Below are 16,721 nucleotides of genomic sequence, written 5' to 3'. Positions count from 1 at the left end.
AGCAATGAAATATTCATTAGGGCCGGTGCTTTATTACTGGCCAAAAGAGACGCTGGAAGATTTTTACCAGCAGGCGGCAAACTGCAGCGCGGATACGATTTACCTCGGCGAAGCGGTATGCAGCAAACGCCGCGCCACCAAAGTCGGCGACTGGATCGAGATGGCGAAAGCGCTGGCGGGAAGCGGTAAACAGGTGGTGCTTTCCACCCTCGCGCTGGTGCAGGCCTCCTCTGAGCTGGGCGAACTTAAACGCTATGTCGATAACGGAGAGTTTCTGATTGAAGCCAGCGATCTCGGGGTCGTCAACCTGTGCGCGGAACGTAAGCTGCCGTTCGTCGCCGGCCATGCGCTCAACTGCTACAACGCCGTCACCCTGCGCCTGCTGCTCAAGCAAGGCATGGTGCGCTGGTGTATGCCAGTTGAGCTTTCCCGCGACTGGCTGGCGAACTTGCTGACCCAGTGTGACGACCTGGGCATCCGCCATCAGTTTGAAGTGGAGGTGCTCAGCTACGGCCACCTGCCGCTGGCTTACTCCGCCCGCTGCTTTACCGCCCGCTCGGAAGACCGGCCAAAAGATGAGTGTGAAACCTGCTGCATTAAATACCCTAACGGGCGCGACGTGCTCTCACAGGAGAACCAGCAGGTGTTCGTCCTCAACGGCATTCAGACCATGAGCGGCTACGTCTATAACCTCGGGAATGAGCTCAACACCATGAACGGGCTGGTGGATATGGTTCGCCTGTCGCCGTTGGGCAGCGAGACCTTTGCGATGCTGGACGCCTTCCGCGCCAATGAAAACGGCGCAGCGCCGCTGTCGCTGACGGCGAACAGCGACTGCAACGGCTACTGGCGACGGCTGGCCGGACTGGAATTGCAGAGCTGATTAACCGCTCACTTTGTTAATGGCTATCGCTGCTTTTTAATGCACTATTAAAGATGCAGCTTTTCTGGCAGGCGTATCCTGGATACGCCAGGCTGGAAGAAGACCTTCAATCTGATGACGATGCTGTAGCAAAGTGAGCCTTTATGACTGACAAACCTGTTTCGTTCTCGGTGCTCGATCTGGCGCCGATCCCGCAGGGGTCTTCCGCAAAGGAAGCCTTCTCCCACTCTTTAGACCTGGCGCAGCTGGCGGAAAAGCGCGGCTATCACCGCTACTGGCTGGCCGAGCACCATAATATGGTCGGTATCGCCAGCGCCGCGACTTCGGTGCTGATTGGCTACCTTGCCGCGAATACCACCACTCTGCATCTTGGCTCCGGCGGCGTGATGCTGCCAAACCATTCGCCGCTGGTGATTGCCGAGCAGTTCGGCACGCTCAATACGCTGTACCCAGGACGAATCGATCTCGGCCTTGGCCGCGCGCCGGGCAGCGATCAGCCGACCATGCGCGCGCTGCGTCGCCATATGAGCGGCGATGTCGATAACTTCCCGCGCGATGTCGCGGAGCTGGTGGACTGGTTCGACGCCCGCGATCCTAATCCGCACGTGCGCCCGGTTCCCGGCTATGGCGAGAAGATCCCGGTCTGGCTGCTCGGCTCAAGCCTGTACAGCGCCCAGCTGGCGGCGCAGCTTGGGCTGCCGTTCGCCTTTGCCTCGCACTTCGCCCCGGATATGCTTTTCCAGGCCCTGCACCTCTACCGCACCCACTTCCAGCCGTCAGAACGGTTAGAGAAGCCGTACGCGATGGTGTGCATTAATATTATTGCCGCCGACAGCGACAGAGATGCGGAATTTCTGTTTACCTCCGTGCAGCAGGCGTTCGTCAAACTGCGCCGCGGCGAAACCGGGCAGCTGCCGCCGCCGGTGCAAAATATGCATCAGCTGTGGTCCGCTTCAGAGCAGTACGGCGTGCAAAAGGCGCTGAGCATGTCGCTGGTCGGCGATAAAACCAAAATCCGCCACGGGCTGGAATCGATCCTGCGGGAAACCCAGGCCGATGAAATCATGGTTAACGGTCAAATCTTCGATCATCAGGCCCGCCTGCATTCATTTGATTTGGCGATGCAGGTGAAAGAAGCGCTTCTCGGATAGTGAGCAATGCGGCATTTTTGCCGCATTTTTTTCCGCCTGAATGACAATCTGTGACCCACCTCATTCTTCTCACGCCTTTTCCCTCATCTGGTTACGTTAAGCGTAATTACGTTACCCCGAGCGTAATTGTTCTCTAAAAAAAGCGATGTTACTTTCTCTCTTGTTTTACTTTTCATAAATGCACGCGTCAAAGAGAATCGCCATGAGCCAACCAACCGCCAATGCAATAAGGATCAGTGAGTGTTTATTAAAAGCGCTATTAATGGAAGTTTGCGCCTGGCCGAAACCCGGCCTGGTGACGCCGCACTCGCAGGGCGCGCATGACGATATGGATATATGGCTTTTTATTACCAGTAGCTCTGCCATAGCGCCCTGTTTTTATGCTTGCGCGCAGGCCGGTGAATATCATCAGGGCGAGCTGGCAGATTTATTTCCCCAAATACGTCTTATCGGTATTGAATACGAATCCAGGCTGCTGCAATCCACCCGCGAGATAAATACTCAGCGCGGCATACTCTTTGCCGGAGCCGTTCTGGCCGCCGCCGCCGGCTGGCTAAAAGGTCGGAGACAGCCGCTTTCCAGCGAGTCATTAAGCCAGTGCGTCGCCGGGCTGTGCCTCGATCTCTGCCGCAACGATTTCGCCGCGCTCGCCCATCGTTCCGCGCAAACTCACGGTGAAAAACTGTATCTGCAATTTGGTATCACCGGCGTGCGCGGCGAGGCCGAACGGGGCTTTCCGCTGGTCTGCCATATTGGTCTCCCAGCCCTGCGCCAGGCGCTCTCGCTGAGATTTAGCTGGCGTGAAGCACTGGTACATACGCTGCTCGCGCTAATGGCGCACTGCGATGATACGACGGTACTTTCGCGCGCAGGTCCCCCTGCGCTGCACGAAATGAAACAGCGCGCGCAGCGCCTGGTCAACCTGGGAGGAATGAGCCACCCCGGCATAGAACATGAGCTCAACGAATTTAATGCCTGGTGCGTGGACAAATGGGTCAGTCCGGGCGGGTCGGCAGATTTATTAGCGCTGACCCTGGCGATGTACTTTCTTTGCCATCAATTGCAAGAGGACCCTAACGAGGAAGAGATATGAGTATCTATTTATATACATTATTAACTTATGCCATGACGATTGTTATTTCTTTTGCCGTGGTCGGAGTCATTGTTGGCGTTAATAGAGTCATGAATAAGCTGAATATTACCGACGACTAATACGCCTCTTTTTATGCGTTATCAGGAATATATTTTATGGATATCTTTATTAAGCTCTTTTCGGGCATTGGTACCTTTTTTATTGAAGATCCCACAATAGCCATTGCGCGAATATTATTAATTATTCTGGGTTTTGTCCTGGCGTGGATGGGTTTTCGCCGCACCCTCGAACCGCTGATTATGGTGCCGATGGGCTTAGGCATGATTGCCGTTAACGCCGGGGTGCTCTTTCTCGCGGGCGGGCAAACCGGCACCTTAATTCTCGACCCGATGATCAGCGACCCTACCGAGCTGGTTAACATTATGCAGATAAACTTCCTGCAGCCGGTTTATAACCTGACCTTCAGTAACGGCCTGATAGCCTGTATCGTTTTCTTCGGCATCGGCGCGATGAGCGATATCAGCTTTATTCTGCTCCGCCCCTGGGCCAGCATCATCGTTGCGCTGTTCGCCGAAGCGGGTACCTTCGCCGCGCTGCTGCTGGGAATAGAAGTATTTGGCCTCCCGGCTAACGAAGCGGCTTCTATTGCGACCATCGGCGGCGCCGACGGCCCGATGGTGCTCTTCGCCTCCTTGATTCTGGCGCCGAATCTGTTTGTCCCCATCGCCATTATCGCCTACCTGTATCTGAGCCTGACCTACGCCGGCTATCCGTATCTGGTGCGCCTGCTGGTACCGAAAAAGTACCGCGGGATGGAAGTGGATATCGAATATCCCACCGTATCAAAAAAAGCGAAGTTCATCTTCACCATCTGCGCCTGCCTGCTGCTGTGCCTGCTGTTGCCGGTCGCCGCGCCGCTGATCCTCTCATTCTTCCTCGGGATCGCGATTAAAGAAGCGGAGATCGAACCGTTCCAGAAGCTGCTGGAGACCACCCTGACTTATACCGCGACGCTGTTTCTCGGCCTGCTGCTCGGCACGCTGTGCGAAGCGCAAACCATTCTTGACCCGAAAGTCGGCATCATTCTGATTCTCGGTATTGGCGCGCTGGCTATCTCGGCAATCGGCGCCCTGCTCGGCGGCTGGTTTATCTGGCTTATCTCGAAAGGACGCTACAACCCGGCCATTGGCATCGCCGGGGTTTCGTGCCTGCCGACCACCGCCAAAATCGCGCAGAAAGAAGTCAGCCATGAAAACCCCTACGCCGTCATTCTGCCGCTGGCCATGGGCGCTGGCGTCAGTGGCCTGATCGTTTCGGCCATCGCCACCGGGGTCTTTATCTCCACGCTATTCCTGCTGAAATAAGGGAGTAAAAACATGCTTAAAGAGCACAACTGGCATCAACTTAAGGATGATACGGCGCAGCGCCTGAAGCTGCTGGCGCCGTATTTCCGCGATGGCAAGATTATTGATGCTAAAGATACCGTCGCGGTGCTGGAGGCGGCGATCCGCCGCTTTGATCGCGTCAATATTGAGGGCAACAACCAGAAGCAGGCGGATTTTCTCGCCGAATGCCTGTGCAAAGTGGACCTGGAAAAAATTTCCGGCCTGCATATGGTGCAGTCTTCCGTGCCGCTCAGTACGCACCTCGATCTGTTCGAGAAGGGCATTGCCGAAAAGCTCGACTTCGCCTACGCCGGGCCGCAGGATGGCCGCCTCGCGCAGCTTATTCAGCAGGGTAAGATCAAGCTCGGGGCGATCCATACCTACCTTGAGCTGTTCAGCCGCTACTTTGTCGATCTCACTCCGCGAGTCTCGCTGATCACCGCCTTTGCCGCCGACAAAGACGGCAACCTCTACACCGGCTTTAACACCGAAGACACGCCGGTAATCGCTGAAGCGACCCACTTCCGCCAGGGGATCGTGATAGCCCAGGTGAACAAGATCGTCGATAAAGTGCCGCGCGTCGATATTCCCGGCGACTGGGTGAACGCGGTTATTGAAGCGCCGCGCCCGTTCTACGTTGAACCCCTGTTCACTCGCGATCCGGCGCTGATCACCGATACCCACGTGCTGATGGCGATGATGGCGCTCAAAGGGATCTACGCCGAATACGGCGTCGAGCGCATTAACCACGGCATCGGCTTCTTCACCGCCGCCATTGAACTGCTGCTGCCCACCTACGGCGAAGAGCTGGGGCTGAAAGGCAAAGTGTGTACCCACATGGTGCTGAACCCGCATCCGACGCTGATCCCGGCGATCGAGAGCGGATGGATCCAGTCCGTTCACTGCTTCGGCGGCGAGCTGGGAATGGAAAAATACGTCGCCGAGCGCCCGGATGTGTTTTACATCGGCCAGGACGGCACTCTGCGCTCAAACCGCGCCTTCGCCCAGGCCGCCGGACACTATGCGCTGGATATGTTTATCGGCGGCACGCTGCAAATCGATAAGTACGGCAACAGCAGCACCGCTACCGCCAGCCGCGTTTCCGGTTTTGGCGGCGCGCCGAATATGGGCTGCGATGCCAAAGGCCGCCGCCACGTCACTCAATCCTGGCTCAAATGCGGCGAAGAGTTCAATGCGACTCAGCAGCAGTTAATCGGCGATATGCCGCGCGGCAAACGCCTGGTGGTCCAGATGCAGGAGACCTTCCGCGAGAAGCGCCAGCCCGCCTTCGTCGACAAACTGGACGCCTGGGAACTGGCGGAAAAAGCCGGTCTCGCCCTGCCGCCGGTAATGGTTTACGCCGACGACGTCACCCACGTGCTCACCGAAGAAGGTATTGCCCACCTGCACCGCTGCGAAGGGCTGGAGCAGCGGATGGCGGCAATTCGCGCCGTGGCGGGCTACACCGATATCGGCCTCGCCGCCGACCCGGCGCAAACGCAAGCGCTACGCGATGTGGGCATTGTGCAAACGCCGGAAGATTTAGGCATCGACAGACGCCGCGCCAACCGCCAGATGCTGGCGGCGAAGAGTATTCGCGATTTGGTCGAGTGGTCCGGCGGCCTGTACAACCCTCCTGCTCGATTCCGTAACTGGTAAGGGAATAGCAAATGGCTCTACATCAAATATCACATCATTTCAGCGGTAAAAGCGACCGTCCGTCTCTGCCGCAAACCGTGCACTGCGGCATCGTGGGCTCAGGCGATCTGGAAGTGTTGCTGGAACCTAAAGCCCTGGCAGGCGGAATCGACATCAGCATTTGTACGCCGGTCACCGGGTTCGACGCCATCTGGAAAATCGTCCTCACCCGCTTTTTAGACAACGGTCCGCTGGGCGATATGCAGGTCAGCATCAATGATAACAACGCGACGCCTGCCGTGGTGGCATTACGCCTTCAGCAAGCATTACAACAGGCAATTCCGGGGGAAAACCATCATGAGTGATCTGCGTTTTCTGGAAGCCAGCGCCCGCGTTCGCGCCGAAGGGCTGGTGGATAAAGGCACGTTTACCGAGCTGATCGGCCCGGCGGCAAAATGGATTAGTCCGCATCTGCCGGTACTGGGCGAAGCGGTAGAGTTTGATGACGGCGTGGTGACCGGTATTGGCTTGCTCGGCCAGCATCCGACCATCGTTATCTCGCAGGAAGGACGTTTTATCGGCGGCTCCGTTGGTGAGGTTGGCGGCGCAAAGATGGTCGGCGCGCTGATGCTGGCCGACGAGCTGGCGGCGCAAACTAACGATCCGGCCCGCCGTCCCATCGTGCTCATCTCGTTTGAAACCGGCGGCGTACGCCTGCACGAGGCCAACGCCGGGCTGCTGGCGCACGCCGAGTGCATGGATATGCTGCAAATCCTGCGCGGCCGCGTACCTGTGGTGGCGCTGATCGGCAGCAAGATCGGCTGCTTCGGCGGTATGGGCTTTGTCGCCGCCGCCACCGATCTGATCGTCATGAGCGAGTCGGGCCGTCTCGGACTCACCGGCCCGGAAGTCATTGAGCAGGAGATGGGTCGTAGCGAATTTGACGCCTCGGATCGCGCCCTGGTGTTCCGCACTACCGGCGGCAAGCACAAATATATCGTCGCCGACTGCAACTACCTGATTGCCGATTCGCTGGCGGCCTTCCACCAGCAGGCTTCACTGATTGCCGACCTGCCGTGGCCTGAGATTGAAGCGATGCGCCGGATCGGCAGCGAGGCGAAAGTCCGCGCACAGATGGCGCTGACGCAAAAAATCAACGAACTTGCGCCAACCGACGCGCGCGATGTCTGGGCTGCGGCGGGAAATTCAGTACCGCAATCGCTGGTTGATATGAGCCTGGAGACCTTTCTGAGCAATGTCCAACGCCTGTCCGTGGAGGAAGCATGATGGAAAATTTACTCGGTCAGGGGCGCGCAGCCATCGACCTGATTGTCGATGAAGGTAGTTTTGCCGAAAACGCCCTTGAGCAACTTAACCTCCCCTGCGACGACTACGGCCCCGGCGCGGTCGTCGGCAGCGCGCGGATCAACGGCGAAACCTGCACGGTGATCGCCAACGACGCCATGACCTTCAACCCGCGTTTTCCGGTGGTTTACGCCGGGATAATCGGTCTCGAAGAGGGCTATAAAATGGCGCTGGCGGTCTACCGCACGCTGGCGATGGATAAAGACAAACCTGCGAGCGAGAAGCGTCCGCTGGTGCTGATTGTCGACACGCCGGGGAACGGGCCGGGCAAGCTGGAAGAGATTATCGGCATGAATAAAGCGACCGGCGCATACCAGCTGGCGCTGGCCGAAGCGCGCCATGCCGGGCACCCGATTATCGCCATGGTGATTGGCCGCGCCATCAGCGGCGCGTTCCTGTGCCACGGACTGCAGGCCGACCATATCCTCAGTCTGACCTCGGAATTCGGCACCATGATCCACGTGATGCCGCTGAGCAGCATCGCGCGCATTACCCGTCAGGACGTCGAGCGGCTGAGCGAACTCTCCCGTAGCAACCCGGTCTTTGCGGCAGGTCCGGAGTTTTTCTGGCAGCTTGGCGGCGTGGAAGAGTTAATCAAAACCATCCCGGCGATGAAAGAGGCGATCGTTCGACATATCGCTGAAGTACGCCATCAGAAACAGGCTGCGGGTATTCAGGCCACCGGTCCGCAGGGGCGCGGCATCTCTGGCGAGGAACGCGGCGGCAGAAAAGCGCGCGGCGTGATTCTGGCGCAGATGCGCGAAGAGTATCAGCACGTCGCGGCGCGTTATCAGCCCGGCTGATCCAGGGGAAAAGTGAGATGAACGATCCCATCGCCACGCTCGAATGGTTGGCCCAGGCGCAGCCCGGAATTCCCTTATTTGAGGAAATGCCGCGCCGGACGCTGGAGGACAAAGGCATTGCCGGCCCAACGGCGGCGCACGTGATTGAAGAGATCCATACGCCGCTTAACCTGGCGCTGGTCACCTTCACCACCGGCAGCAGCGCGTTTCAAAATATCGTCGGCGTCACGCACGATGAACTGGCGCTGCGCACCGCCGCCGGAAAGCGCGCGCTGGCGGCATGTGGCGTAACCGCAGGGCAGCAGATGCTGGTGACCTACGCGCCGCTGGTCAACGTGTTTACCCGCCAGGCGCTGGATGAGAGCGGCCTTCGCTGGTCGTTTTTATCCCGCTCCTGCCGGGACGCGCTGCTGATCGCCCTGTGCCGGCAGCCGCCGGACGCGGTGGTGGGCGAGTCCTCTTTTTTACGCGCCACCCTGGAGCAGGCGCTGAAGATGGAGCTGGCGGACAGGCTGCCGAAAAAGCTGACGCTGATAACGGCCGGAACGCCGCTGGATGAAGCGCTGGTTCCGCTGGCGGCTTCTCTGGGTTATGCGCTGCACGATATGTATGGCTGTCAGGAATTCGGCTGGCTGACGCTTGATGGCATCCCGCTACGCGAAGATATTTCGCTGGTTCCCGCTCCGCAGGGCGGAGACTGGCGGGAAGCGATCGTTGGCGGTTTACCAACCGGCGACAGCTTTCCCGTCGCCGCCGGCGGACATCTCTGCAATCCGCAGGGAAAAATCCAGACCTGGAAGCGCCAGCGCACCACGCCGGAATACGACATGGTGGTCATGGCGACCACCGCGCGGCATCGGGAGATCGTGGAGCGCACCGCACGGACGATTTTGCGTATTAAGGGACGCGTTTGCCACGTGTCAACGCAGCTGATAACCGAGGCCACGGCCACCCATATTCGCCTCTGGCCAAAGGCGGTTCCCGGCGAATGTACCGCAGGCGTTGCGCCCATCGATATTATCGGTCCGCAGGCAACGGCCCAGTTTGACGCTCTGCTGCAGTCCCAGCGGGATTTACAGCGGCAGGCGAAAAACGATCCTGCCTGGTGTAAAGCGCGATGACCGCCCTGCAACGACATACCCTGTGCTGGCTGGAGCCTTCGACGCTGGATGAAATCGCGGCGCAGCTGGAGGATGAATTCGGCCACCTTCCTGCCGTATTGCGGCAGCAAGCGCGGGAATATCTGCTCAGCGGATCGCTACCGGGCATCGTACGTCGCGGCCTGCGGAGTGAGAATAGTGTTCCGCTTGGGTTCTCTTTCCCACTGCGCTGGCAAGGGCAGCGAGTGCGTCTGGCCACTGAAGCGGCGTTATCAGCGATAACACGTTACTCAACCCCAGAGCAAACGGCATCGCTCTCCATTGCAGAGCGCACTAATGCGATAGGCGCATTTCATGCCTTGCGCCAGGCATGGCGCTGGCCCGGGCTCCAGCTCGGGGTCTGGGGTTCGGTAGGGCTGGAAATGGCCACGCCGTGGCGATGGAGCGATGCCCACTCGGATCTGGATATTCGCGTTATCCCCACCGCGCCAGGCGAACTCAACGCATGCTGGGCCTGTTTACGTCATACCGAAGAGCAATTTCAGTTACGTATTGATGGCGAGATTGGTTTAGCTGACGGATACGCAATCAATATCAAAGAGTGGTTCAGCGGAAGCGCAACTCTGCTGGCTAAAGGAGAGGATGATGTTCAATTAAGATCGCGACAGCAGGTCACGGCAGCAATGAGAACATATCTCTGTTAAATACATCAAAAAGGAATCTAATATGTCTGAAGTTAAATCAAAAGTCCCGGGTGTGGTCGATGAAGTAAAAGCCGCTGCCGGAGATAAAATCGAAAAAGGCCAGGTGGTGATTGTGCTCGAAGCCATGAAAATGAAAATGCCGGTCGCCTCGCCGGAGACGGGTATATTAAAAACGCTGTCACTCAATACCGGAGACCGCGTCAACCCAGGCATGGTGTTATTTGAAATTATTGCAGAGTAAAGTGAGTTAACACGCATTTAATTAAAAAAACAATGCGACATTCTATTGTGAGATTATTTCTATGTTAATGTCATATCAGTAAGCATTTTGCTTGCTGATATGATAAATCATAGTGACTGAGCAAACCTGTATTCTTACGAATGTCCGCAAATAAAAACGCACTATGCTAAAAGCCGCTGATTAATTTTTTGTCATTTCTCCAACGCGGGCATTATCAACCCGCGTTGTGTAATTCGCTTTTAGTATGGATAGACAAAGAGAAACATCATGATTATTTACGGATTGATGTTAATGGGACTGTGCATGTTCGCCGGGCTAATCGTGGGCGATCTTCTTGGCCTGGTCTTGGGTATTTCCGCCAATATCGGCGGCATCGGCTTCGCGATGCTGTTTTTAGTTATCGTGTCACAAAAATTAGTGGATAAAGGATTGCTCTCCAAGCCTGCGGAACAGGGGGTAGGTTTCTGGAATGCAATGTATATCCCGATTGTCGTCGCTATGTCGGCAAACCAGAACGTTATCGCCGCCCTTAAAGGCGGTCCGGTTGCCTTGATTGCCGGCGTTGGCGCCGTTTTTATTGGTTTTCTGCTGATTAAGCCTTTGAGCAAAATCGGCGGTCGCGACCATCAGGAAAGCTCCGCCGTTAGCGAGGAGTGTAAATAATGGAACAGCTGACAAAGATTCTAACCGGTAGCTTCACCAGCAACGGTTTGATTACCGCTTTTGTCGTGGTGGGTATCGTATGCTGGGCCGCAAGCTGGATCTCAACGCATCTGCTTCGCGGCAAGATCCACAGCTCAGCTATTGCCATCGTCGCCGGATTGCTGCTGGCCTGGCTTGGCGGGGAACTGACCGGCGGTAAAAAAGGTCTGGCCGATATCAGCTTGTTCAGCGGTATTGCGCTGATGGGCGGCGGTATGTTCCGCGATTTCGCCATCATTTCCACCGCCTTCGGCGTTAAGCTTGAAGAACTGAAAAAAGCCGGCATGGCTGGCGCGCTGGCGCTGGTTATCTCGACGGTGCTCTCTTTTTATCTCGGGGCGATTGTCGCCTGGGCTTTTGGCTATACCGACGCCATCAGCATGGCGACCATTGGCGCGGGGGCCGTAACCTTCATCGTCGGCCCGGTAACCGGCGCAGCGCTTGGCGCAAGCTCGGATGTTATCGCGCTGAGCATCGCCGCCGGCGTGATTAAGTCTATTGCCGTCATGATCTTAACGCCGCTGGTAGCGAAAGCCGCGGGCCTGAACTCGCCTGCCGCCGCTATCGTCTACGGCGGGCTAATGGGCTCCACCAGCGGAGTCGCCGCGGGTCTGGCGGCCACGGACCCGAAACTCGTTCCCTATGGCGCAATGACGGCAACCTTTTATACCGGCCTTGGCTGTCTGCTGGCCCCTTCGGCCCTCTATCTCTCTTTAACCCCCTTCTTTTAATGACGGACGCCTGCTGTGATGCAGCAGGCGCAAGGGATGTTCAATGTACTCATTTCAGCGCATGAAACCTGGGCAAATCGCGCTTCTGGCCTCACTTTGTACGCAAGAAGACGAAGATAATTTTCGCCAGAAGCTATTAGCGGATAAGCCCGAACATAAGGTGGGTTTTGTTTTTATGACCGGGACATCGGATGAAATAAAAAATAAACTACAGCGCTGTATCATCGGCTGCGCGTTTAAGCATCAGATAATTACGCGCCAGGAATCGGCCATTTTTACGTTATGTCAGGTCAGCCATCAGGCGCTGACCCATGCTTTAGCGAACAGCATCAATGGCGATCGGATGAGAATAAAAATAGCCTTAGTCAGTAATCCAAAGTGGCTTGCCGTCGCTATCTACGGCGAAAGCGTGTTCTATCAGCGATTGAGTCATGAGCTTACGGGGTTTTCTCTGTCTCGCTTTTCTCCATCATAAGCTGTCTGGCGTACATACGGCACTCGGCTAGTAAGGACAGCAGACCCGGCTGATTTTCCTGGCTACGCGGGAAGACCAGCGAAATTTCCTGTTCCATTCGATAGGGCTCCTGCAGCGGCAGCAGGCGAATGCCGTTACTGAACAGGCCGCGCATCCGCCCCGGAATTAAGGTATAGCCCATGCCGGCATTCACCATACTCATCAGTGAAAAAATATCATGTACCCGGACGGTAATGTCGGGCGTAAATCCAGCAATCTGAAAGGCCTCCTGAAATCCTCGCCAGGTCGCGAAGCCTTCGCTCAAGGCAATAAACTTTTTATTTTGCAGATGCCGTAAATCTACGGGGGTCGATAAGCTATCCGCTTCGGTTACCGGAACTGCAAGGTAGATGGAATCAGAGAATATGGTCCATGTCTCAAATAACTGGGCGTTATAATCATCAGGAGTCGATATCAGAACCGCATCAATCTTCTCTTCATTAAGCGCTTCTAATAATTTCTTATTAGAGTTCATGATAAATTCAATGGACAGTTCCGGGCAGCGTTTTTTCAATCCCTGAACAATTTGCGGTGCGGTTTTTAACACTAGCGAATAAAGTAGCCCTAAACGTAAAACCTGAGAATGATACCCCGAAGCCTTGCGGGTAAGATAAATACAGCGTTCCAGTGCATTAATGACTTCCCGCGCTTCCTTTTGCATAACCCATGCGCCAGGTAAAGGATAAAGATTGCGGCCATTATGGGTAAACAAAGGACAGCGTAAATTATCTTCCAGCGAATGAAGCGCGCGATGAACGCTAACGGATGAAATGTTCATTAGCTCTGCAGTTTTTGATATATTCATCGACTCCATATAGCTAAGGAAAATCTCGAGCTTCCGCAGAGTAATATCGTTATTCAGCATATAAATATTCCCTTATTCAAGACAATATTCATAGTAAGAGAAATAAAGAAAATATTTTTTGAGCCAGATCGTTAAATCTGGCTCAGCGGAAAATTCAATTATTGATAGGTGGGTAATACATTAAAGCTCGACAGGAAATGCACAATCACGTTGCCCAGACCAAACAGCAGGACCAAAGCAATCATCGGCTTTCCGCCCCAAACGCGAAACAATGGGCTGCCAAAGCGTTTACGCGATGCGCGAGCCAGCAGCGCCGGTACGATTGCCGCCCAGATGGTCGCCGCCAGACCCGCATAGCCGATCGCGTAGAGGAACCCGTTCGGCCACAGCAGGCCGCCCACCATTGGCGGGACAAAGGTGAAAATCGCGGTTTTAAAGCGTCCCAGCGCGGAGTCGTCGAAACCGAAAAGATCCGCCAGATAATCAAACAGGCCGAGAGTGACGCCAAGGAATGAGCTGGCTACGGCAAAGTTTGAGAAGATCACTAACAGCAGATCCAGACTCCGGCTATTCAGTACCCCGCTGAGCGCCTGGACCAGGACATCAATATTGCCCCCCTTCTGCGCGATACCGATAAACTCCGGACGAGGGATATTGCCCATCGTCACCAGCAGCCACACCACGTACAGACCCAGCGCCAGCAGCGTACCGTAAACCAGGCACTTAACGATTGTGCGCGGATCTTTGCCGTAGTACTTCATCAGGCTCGGCACATTGCCGTGATAGCCGAAGGACGCGAGGCAGAACGGCAGCGTCATCAGCAGGTAGGGCAGATACGAGGCATTCTTTTCAGCAACGTTAAACAGGGTGGTCGGCTGAACGTGTCCCAACAGGCTGCCAAAGGTCAGAAAGAAAGTAATAACCTTCGCCCCGAGCACAATGGCCGTCATGCGGCTCACCGCTTTGGTACTCAGCCAGACGATAAACGCCACCAGCAGGGCAAAACCAAAACCTGCCGCCCTTGCCGGGACGTTCAGCGACATTTCGCTAAACGTATGGTGCAGGATCGAGCCGCTGGCGGAGATATAGGCGTAAGTCAGAATATAAAGCACAAAGGCGATCGACACGCCGTTAAGCAGATTCCAGCCCTTACCGAGCAAATCTTTGGTAATGGTATCGAAGCTGGAGCCAATGCGATAATTCAGGTTCGCTTCGAGGATCATTAACCCGGAGTGAAGCATACAAAACCAGGTAAAAACCAGCGCCGCCAGAGACCAGAAGAACCACGCGCCGGACATCACAACCGGCAGTGAGAACATCCCCGCCCCAATAATCGTCCCGCCAATAATCACTACGCCGCCAAACAAGGACGGTCGGGTTGCCGTAGTGGTAAGTGTCGCCATTTGCCGAAATCTCCAGTCGAAAATACTTTTGTTGTTATCAACGTGACGCACTGTACCAGTACACGAGTACAAAGGAAATAAAAAAAGCCCCAATCGTTAAGATCGGGGCTGTATCGTTTACTTTACGTTAGCGGAAAGCGCTAATTATGCATCGCCACCGAAACGACGACGACCTGCGGAGTCATCGCGACGCGGAGCTGAAGCATCATCGCGGCGCGGCGCGCGGCCGCCTTCACGACGTTCGCCGCTGAAACGACGACCTTCACTACGGCCGCCTTCGCGACGCTCGCCGCCGAAACCACGACCTTCACGACGTTCACCGCCGCCGAAGCTACGACCGCCTTCACGACGCTCACCGCCGCCACGACGTTCGCCGCTGCGCTCAGGACGCGGCTGAGCATCACCCAGCAGCTGCATGTTCATCGGCTTGTTCAGGATGCGGGTACGCGTAAAGTGCTGCAGCACTTCGCCCGGCATGCCTTTCGGCAGTTCGATAGTGGAGTGAGAACCAAACAGCTTGATGTTACCAATGTAACGGCTGCTGATGTCGCCTTCGTTGGCGATTGCGCCAACGATATGACGTACTTCAACGCCGTCATCACGGCCCACTTCAATGCGGTACAGTTCCATATCGCCAACGTCACGACGTTCACGCTTAGGACGATCTTCGCCGCTGCGTTCAGGACGGTCGCCGCGCGGGCCACGGTCGTTACGGTCGCCACGACGCTCAAAACGATCGTCACGGTCGCGGAACTCGCGCTTAGGACGCATTGGCGCATCCGGCGGCAGGATCAGCGGACGTTCGCCCTGAGCCATTTTCAGCAGCGCGGCGGCCAGTGTTTCCACATCCAGCTCTTCGCCTTCGGCAGACGGCTGGATTTTCGCCAGCAGCGCGCGGTACTGATCCAGATCGCTGCTTTCCAGCTGCTGCTGAACTTTCGCGGCAAATTTTTCCAGGCGACGTTTGCCCAGCAGTTCTGCGTTCGGCAGTTCAACTTCCGGAATGGTCAGCTTCATCGTACGTTCGATGTTGCGCAGCAGACGACGCTCGCGGTTCTCAACGAACAGCAGCGCACGACCAGCACGACCCGCACGACCGGTACGGCCGATACGGTGAACATAAGACTCGGAATCCATCGGGATATCGTAGTTAACTACCAGGCTGATACGCTCAACGTCCAGGCCACGGGCCGCAACGTCGGTTGCAATCAGGATATCCAGACGACCGTCTTTCAGACGCTCCAGAGTCTGCTCACGCAGGGACTGGTTCATATCGCCGTTCAGCGCAGCGCTGCTATAGCCGCTACGCTCCAGCGCTTCGGCCACTTCCAGGGTCGCGTTTTTGGTACGAACGAAGATAATCGCCGCATCAAAATCTTCCGCTTCCAGGAAACGCACCAGCGCTTCGTTTTTACGCATACCGTAAGCAGTCCAGTAGCTCTGGCTGATGTCCGGACGAGTCGTTACGCTCGACTGGATGCGCACTTCCTGCGGCTCTTTCATAAAGCGGCGGGTAATACGACGAATCGCTTCCGGCATGGTGGCGGAGAACAGAGCGGTCTGATGACCTTCCGGGATCTGCGCCATAATCGTTTCTACGTCTTCGATGAAGCCCATGCGCAGCATTTCGTCAGCTTCATCCAGAACCAGACCGCTCAGCTTAGAGAGATCCAGCGTACCGCGTTTCAGGTGGTCCAGCAGACGACCCGGGGTACCAACAACAATTTGCGGTCCCTGACGCAGCGCGCGCAGCTGCACGTCATAACGCTGGCCGCCGTAGAGGGCAACCACGTTTACGCCGCGCATATGTTTAGAGAAATCCGTCATTGCTTCAGCTACCTGTACCGCCAGTTCGCGGGTCGGCGCCAGCACCAGAATCTGCGGTGCTCTCAGCTCAGGATCAAGGTTGTTCAGCAGCGGTAAAGAGAACGCTGCGGTTTTACCGCTACCCGTCTGGGCCATACCCAGAACGTCGCGGCCGCCCAGCAGATGCGGAATGCACTCAGCCTGGATCGGAGATGGTTTTTCGTAACCCAGATCGTTAAGCGCTTCAAGGATGGGAGCCTTCAGGCCCAGATCTGCAAAAGTGGTTTCGAATTCAGCCATGTAGTACGTGTGCCTCAAAATTAATGGCGGCCAGTCTACATAACTCATCGTGAAAATTTACGGTAATTTTCATTGAAAAGTGTGAACCGGCTCAAAG

General features: G+C 56.1%; 18 protein-coding genes. 14 read left to right on the top strand and 4 right to left on the bottom strand.

Annotated features, from left to right (window positions below; all coding sequences use genetic code 11):
• The first annotated feature begins 4 nt into the window (after nt 1-4).
• From ACE3MN_RS02895 to ACE3MN_RS02830, 14 genes are all read left to right on the top strand, one after another.
• Nucleotides 5-883 (top strand): U32 family peptidase, encoded by an 879-nt coding sequence (locus ACE3MN_RS02895; RefSeq protein ID WP_024358738.1) that lies wholly within the window; start codon nt 5-7, stop codon nt 881-883.
• 143 nt (nt 884-1,026) lie between these two features.
• The gene (locus tag ACE3MN_RS02890; RefSeq protein WP_004139862.1) at nt 1,027-2,034 is read left to right on the top strand and encodes an LLM class flavin-dependent oxidoreductase; all 1,008 of its coding nucleotides are present in this window, start codon (nt 1,027-1,029) and stop codon (nt 2,032-2,034) included.
• A 202-nt stretch (nt 2,035-2,236) separates the two neighbouring features.
• On the top strand, nt 2,237-3,127 hold the full coding sequence (locus ACE3MN_RS02885; protein WP_102650357.1) for a triphosphoribosyl-dephospho-CoA synthase: 891 nt from the start codon (nt 2,237-2,239) through the stop codon (nt 3,125-3,127).
• 155 nt (nt 3,128-3,282) lie between these two features.
• Nucleotides 3,283-4,491, top strand: coding sequence for a Na+-transporting malonate decarboxylase, carboxybiotin decarboxylase subunit (gene madB / locus ACE3MN_RS02880; protein ID WP_024358741.1), 1,209 nt, complete (start codon nt 3,283-3,285; stop codon nt 4,489-4,491).
• Between the two features lie 12 nt (nt 4,492-4,503).
• Nucleotides 4,504-6,171 (top strand): malonate decarboxylase subunit alpha, encoded by a 1,668-nt coding sequence (gene mdcA, locus ACE3MN_RS02875; RefSeq protein ID WP_102650356.1) that lies wholly within the window; start codon nt 4,504-4,506, stop codon nt 6,169-6,171.
• 11 nt (nt 6,172-6,182) lie between these two features.
• On the top strand, nt 6,183-6,515 hold the full coding sequence (mdcC, locus tag ACE3MN_RS02870; RefSeq protein ID WP_024358743.1) for a malonate decarboxylase acyl carrier protein: 333 nt from the start codon (nt 6,183-6,185) through the stop codon (nt 6,513-6,515).
• Nucleotides 6,508-7,437 (top strand): biotin-independent malonate decarboxylase subunit beta, encoded by a 930-nt coding sequence (locus tag ACE3MN_RS02865; RefSeq protein WP_102650355.1) that lies wholly within the window; start codon nt 6,508-6,510, stop codon nt 7,435-7,437. The genes mdcC and ACE3MN_RS02865 overlap by 8 nt, the downstream gene beginning before the upstream one ends.
• Nucleotides 7,437-8,318 carry a biotin-independent malonate decarboxylase subunit gamma gene (gene mdcE, locus ACE3MN_RS02860; RefSeq protein ID WP_102650354.1) on the top strand — a complete coding sequence of 294 codons (882 nt, stop codon included), beginning with the start codon at nt 7,437-7,439 and terminating at the stop codon, nt 8,316-8,318. The genes ACE3MN_RS02865 and mdcE overlap by 1 nt, the downstream gene beginning before the upstream one ends.
• 17 nt (nt 8,319-8,335) lie before the next feature.
• Nucleotides 8,336-9,439, top strand: a complete 1,104-nt coding sequence (locus ACE3MN_RS02855; protein ID WP_102650353.1) for an acyl carrier protein — start codon at nt 8,336-8,338, stop codon at nt 9,437-9,439.
• Nucleotides 9,436-10,122 (top strand): malonate decarboxylase holo-[acyl-carrier-protein] synthase, encoded by a 687-nt coding sequence (mdcG, locus tag ACE3MN_RS02850; protein WP_024358746.1) that lies wholly within the window; start codon nt 9,436-9,438, stop codon nt 10,120-10,122. Before ACE3MN_RS02855 ends, mdcG begins: the two co-directional genes overlap by 4 nt.
• A gap of 22 nt (nt 10,123-10,144) precedes the next feature.
• Nucleotides 10,145-10,363, top strand: coding sequence for an acetyl-CoA carboxylase biotin carboxyl carrier protein subunit (locus ACE3MN_RS02845; protein WP_004139836.1), 219 nt, complete (start codon nt 10,145-10,147; stop codon nt 10,361-10,363).
• Nucleotides 10,364-10,630: 267 nt separating this feature from the next.
• Nucleotides 10,631-11,026 (top strand): malonate transporter subunit MadL, encoded by a 396-nt coding sequence (madL, locus tag ACE3MN_RS02840; RefSeq protein WP_024358747.1) that lies wholly within the window; start codon nt 10,631-10,633, stop codon nt 11,024-11,026.
• Nucleotides 11,026-11,796: a malonate transporter subunit MadM gene (gene madM / locus ACE3MN_RS02835; protein ID WP_004139827.1), complete on the top strand. Its 771-nt coding sequence runs from the start codon at nt 11,026-11,028 to the stop codon at nt 11,794-11,796. Before madL ends, madM begins: the two co-directional genes overlap by 1 nt.
• 43 nt (nt 11,797-11,839) lie before the next feature.
• Nucleotides 11,840-12,271, top strand: coding sequence for a HutP family protein (locus ACE3MN_RS02830; RefSeq protein WP_098363486.1), 432 nt, complete (start codon nt 11,840-11,842; stop codon nt 12,269-12,271).
• Here ACE3MN_RS02830 and ACE3MN_RS02825 read toward each other — a convergent pair.
• The 4 genes from ACE3MN_RS02825 to yrbN form a co-directional block, all read right to left on the bottom strand.
• Nucleotides 12,234-13,175 carry a LysR family transcriptional regulator gene (locus ACE3MN_RS02825; protein WP_102650352.1) on the bottom strand — a complete coding sequence of 314 codons (942 nt, stop codon included), beginning with the start codon at nt 13,173-13,175 and terminating at the stop codon, nt 12,234-12,236. The genes ACE3MN_RS02830 and ACE3MN_RS02825 overlap by 38 nt on opposite strands.
• A gap of 98 nt (nt 13,176-13,273) precedes the next feature.
• Nucleotides 13,274-14,518, bottom strand: coding sequence for a tryptophan permease (mtr, locus tag ACE3MN_RS02820; RefSeq protein WP_004139822.1), 1,245 nt, complete (start codon nt 14,516-14,518; stop codon nt 13,274-13,276).
• Nucleotides 14,519-14,662: 144 nt separating this feature from the next.
• Nucleotides 14,663-16,624, bottom strand: a complete 1,962-nt coding sequence (locus ACE3MN_RS02815; protein WP_024358749.1) for a DEAD/DEAH family ATP-dependent RNA helicase — start codon at nt 16,622-16,624, stop codon at nt 14,663-14,665.
• On the bottom strand, nt 16,617-16,697 hold the full coding sequence (yrbN, locus tag ACE3MN_RS02810) for a protein YrbN (RefSeq protein ID WP_085903200.1): 81 nt from the start codon (nt 16,695-16,697) through the stop codon (nt 16,617-16,619). Before yrbN ends, ACE3MN_RS02815 begins: the two co-directional genes overlap by 8 nt.
• Between the last annotated feature and the right edge of the window lie 24 nt (nt 16,698-16,721).

This window comes from Klebsiella grimontii (genome assembly GCF_042137965.1).
Taxonomy (GTDB): Bacteria; Pseudomonadota; Gammaproteobacteria; order Enterobacterales; family Enterobacteriaceae; genus Klebsiella; species Klebsiella grimontii.
The sequence above is the reverse complement of the archived record's forward strand: the minus strand, read 5'-3'. Positions and strand labels throughout refer to the sequence as shown.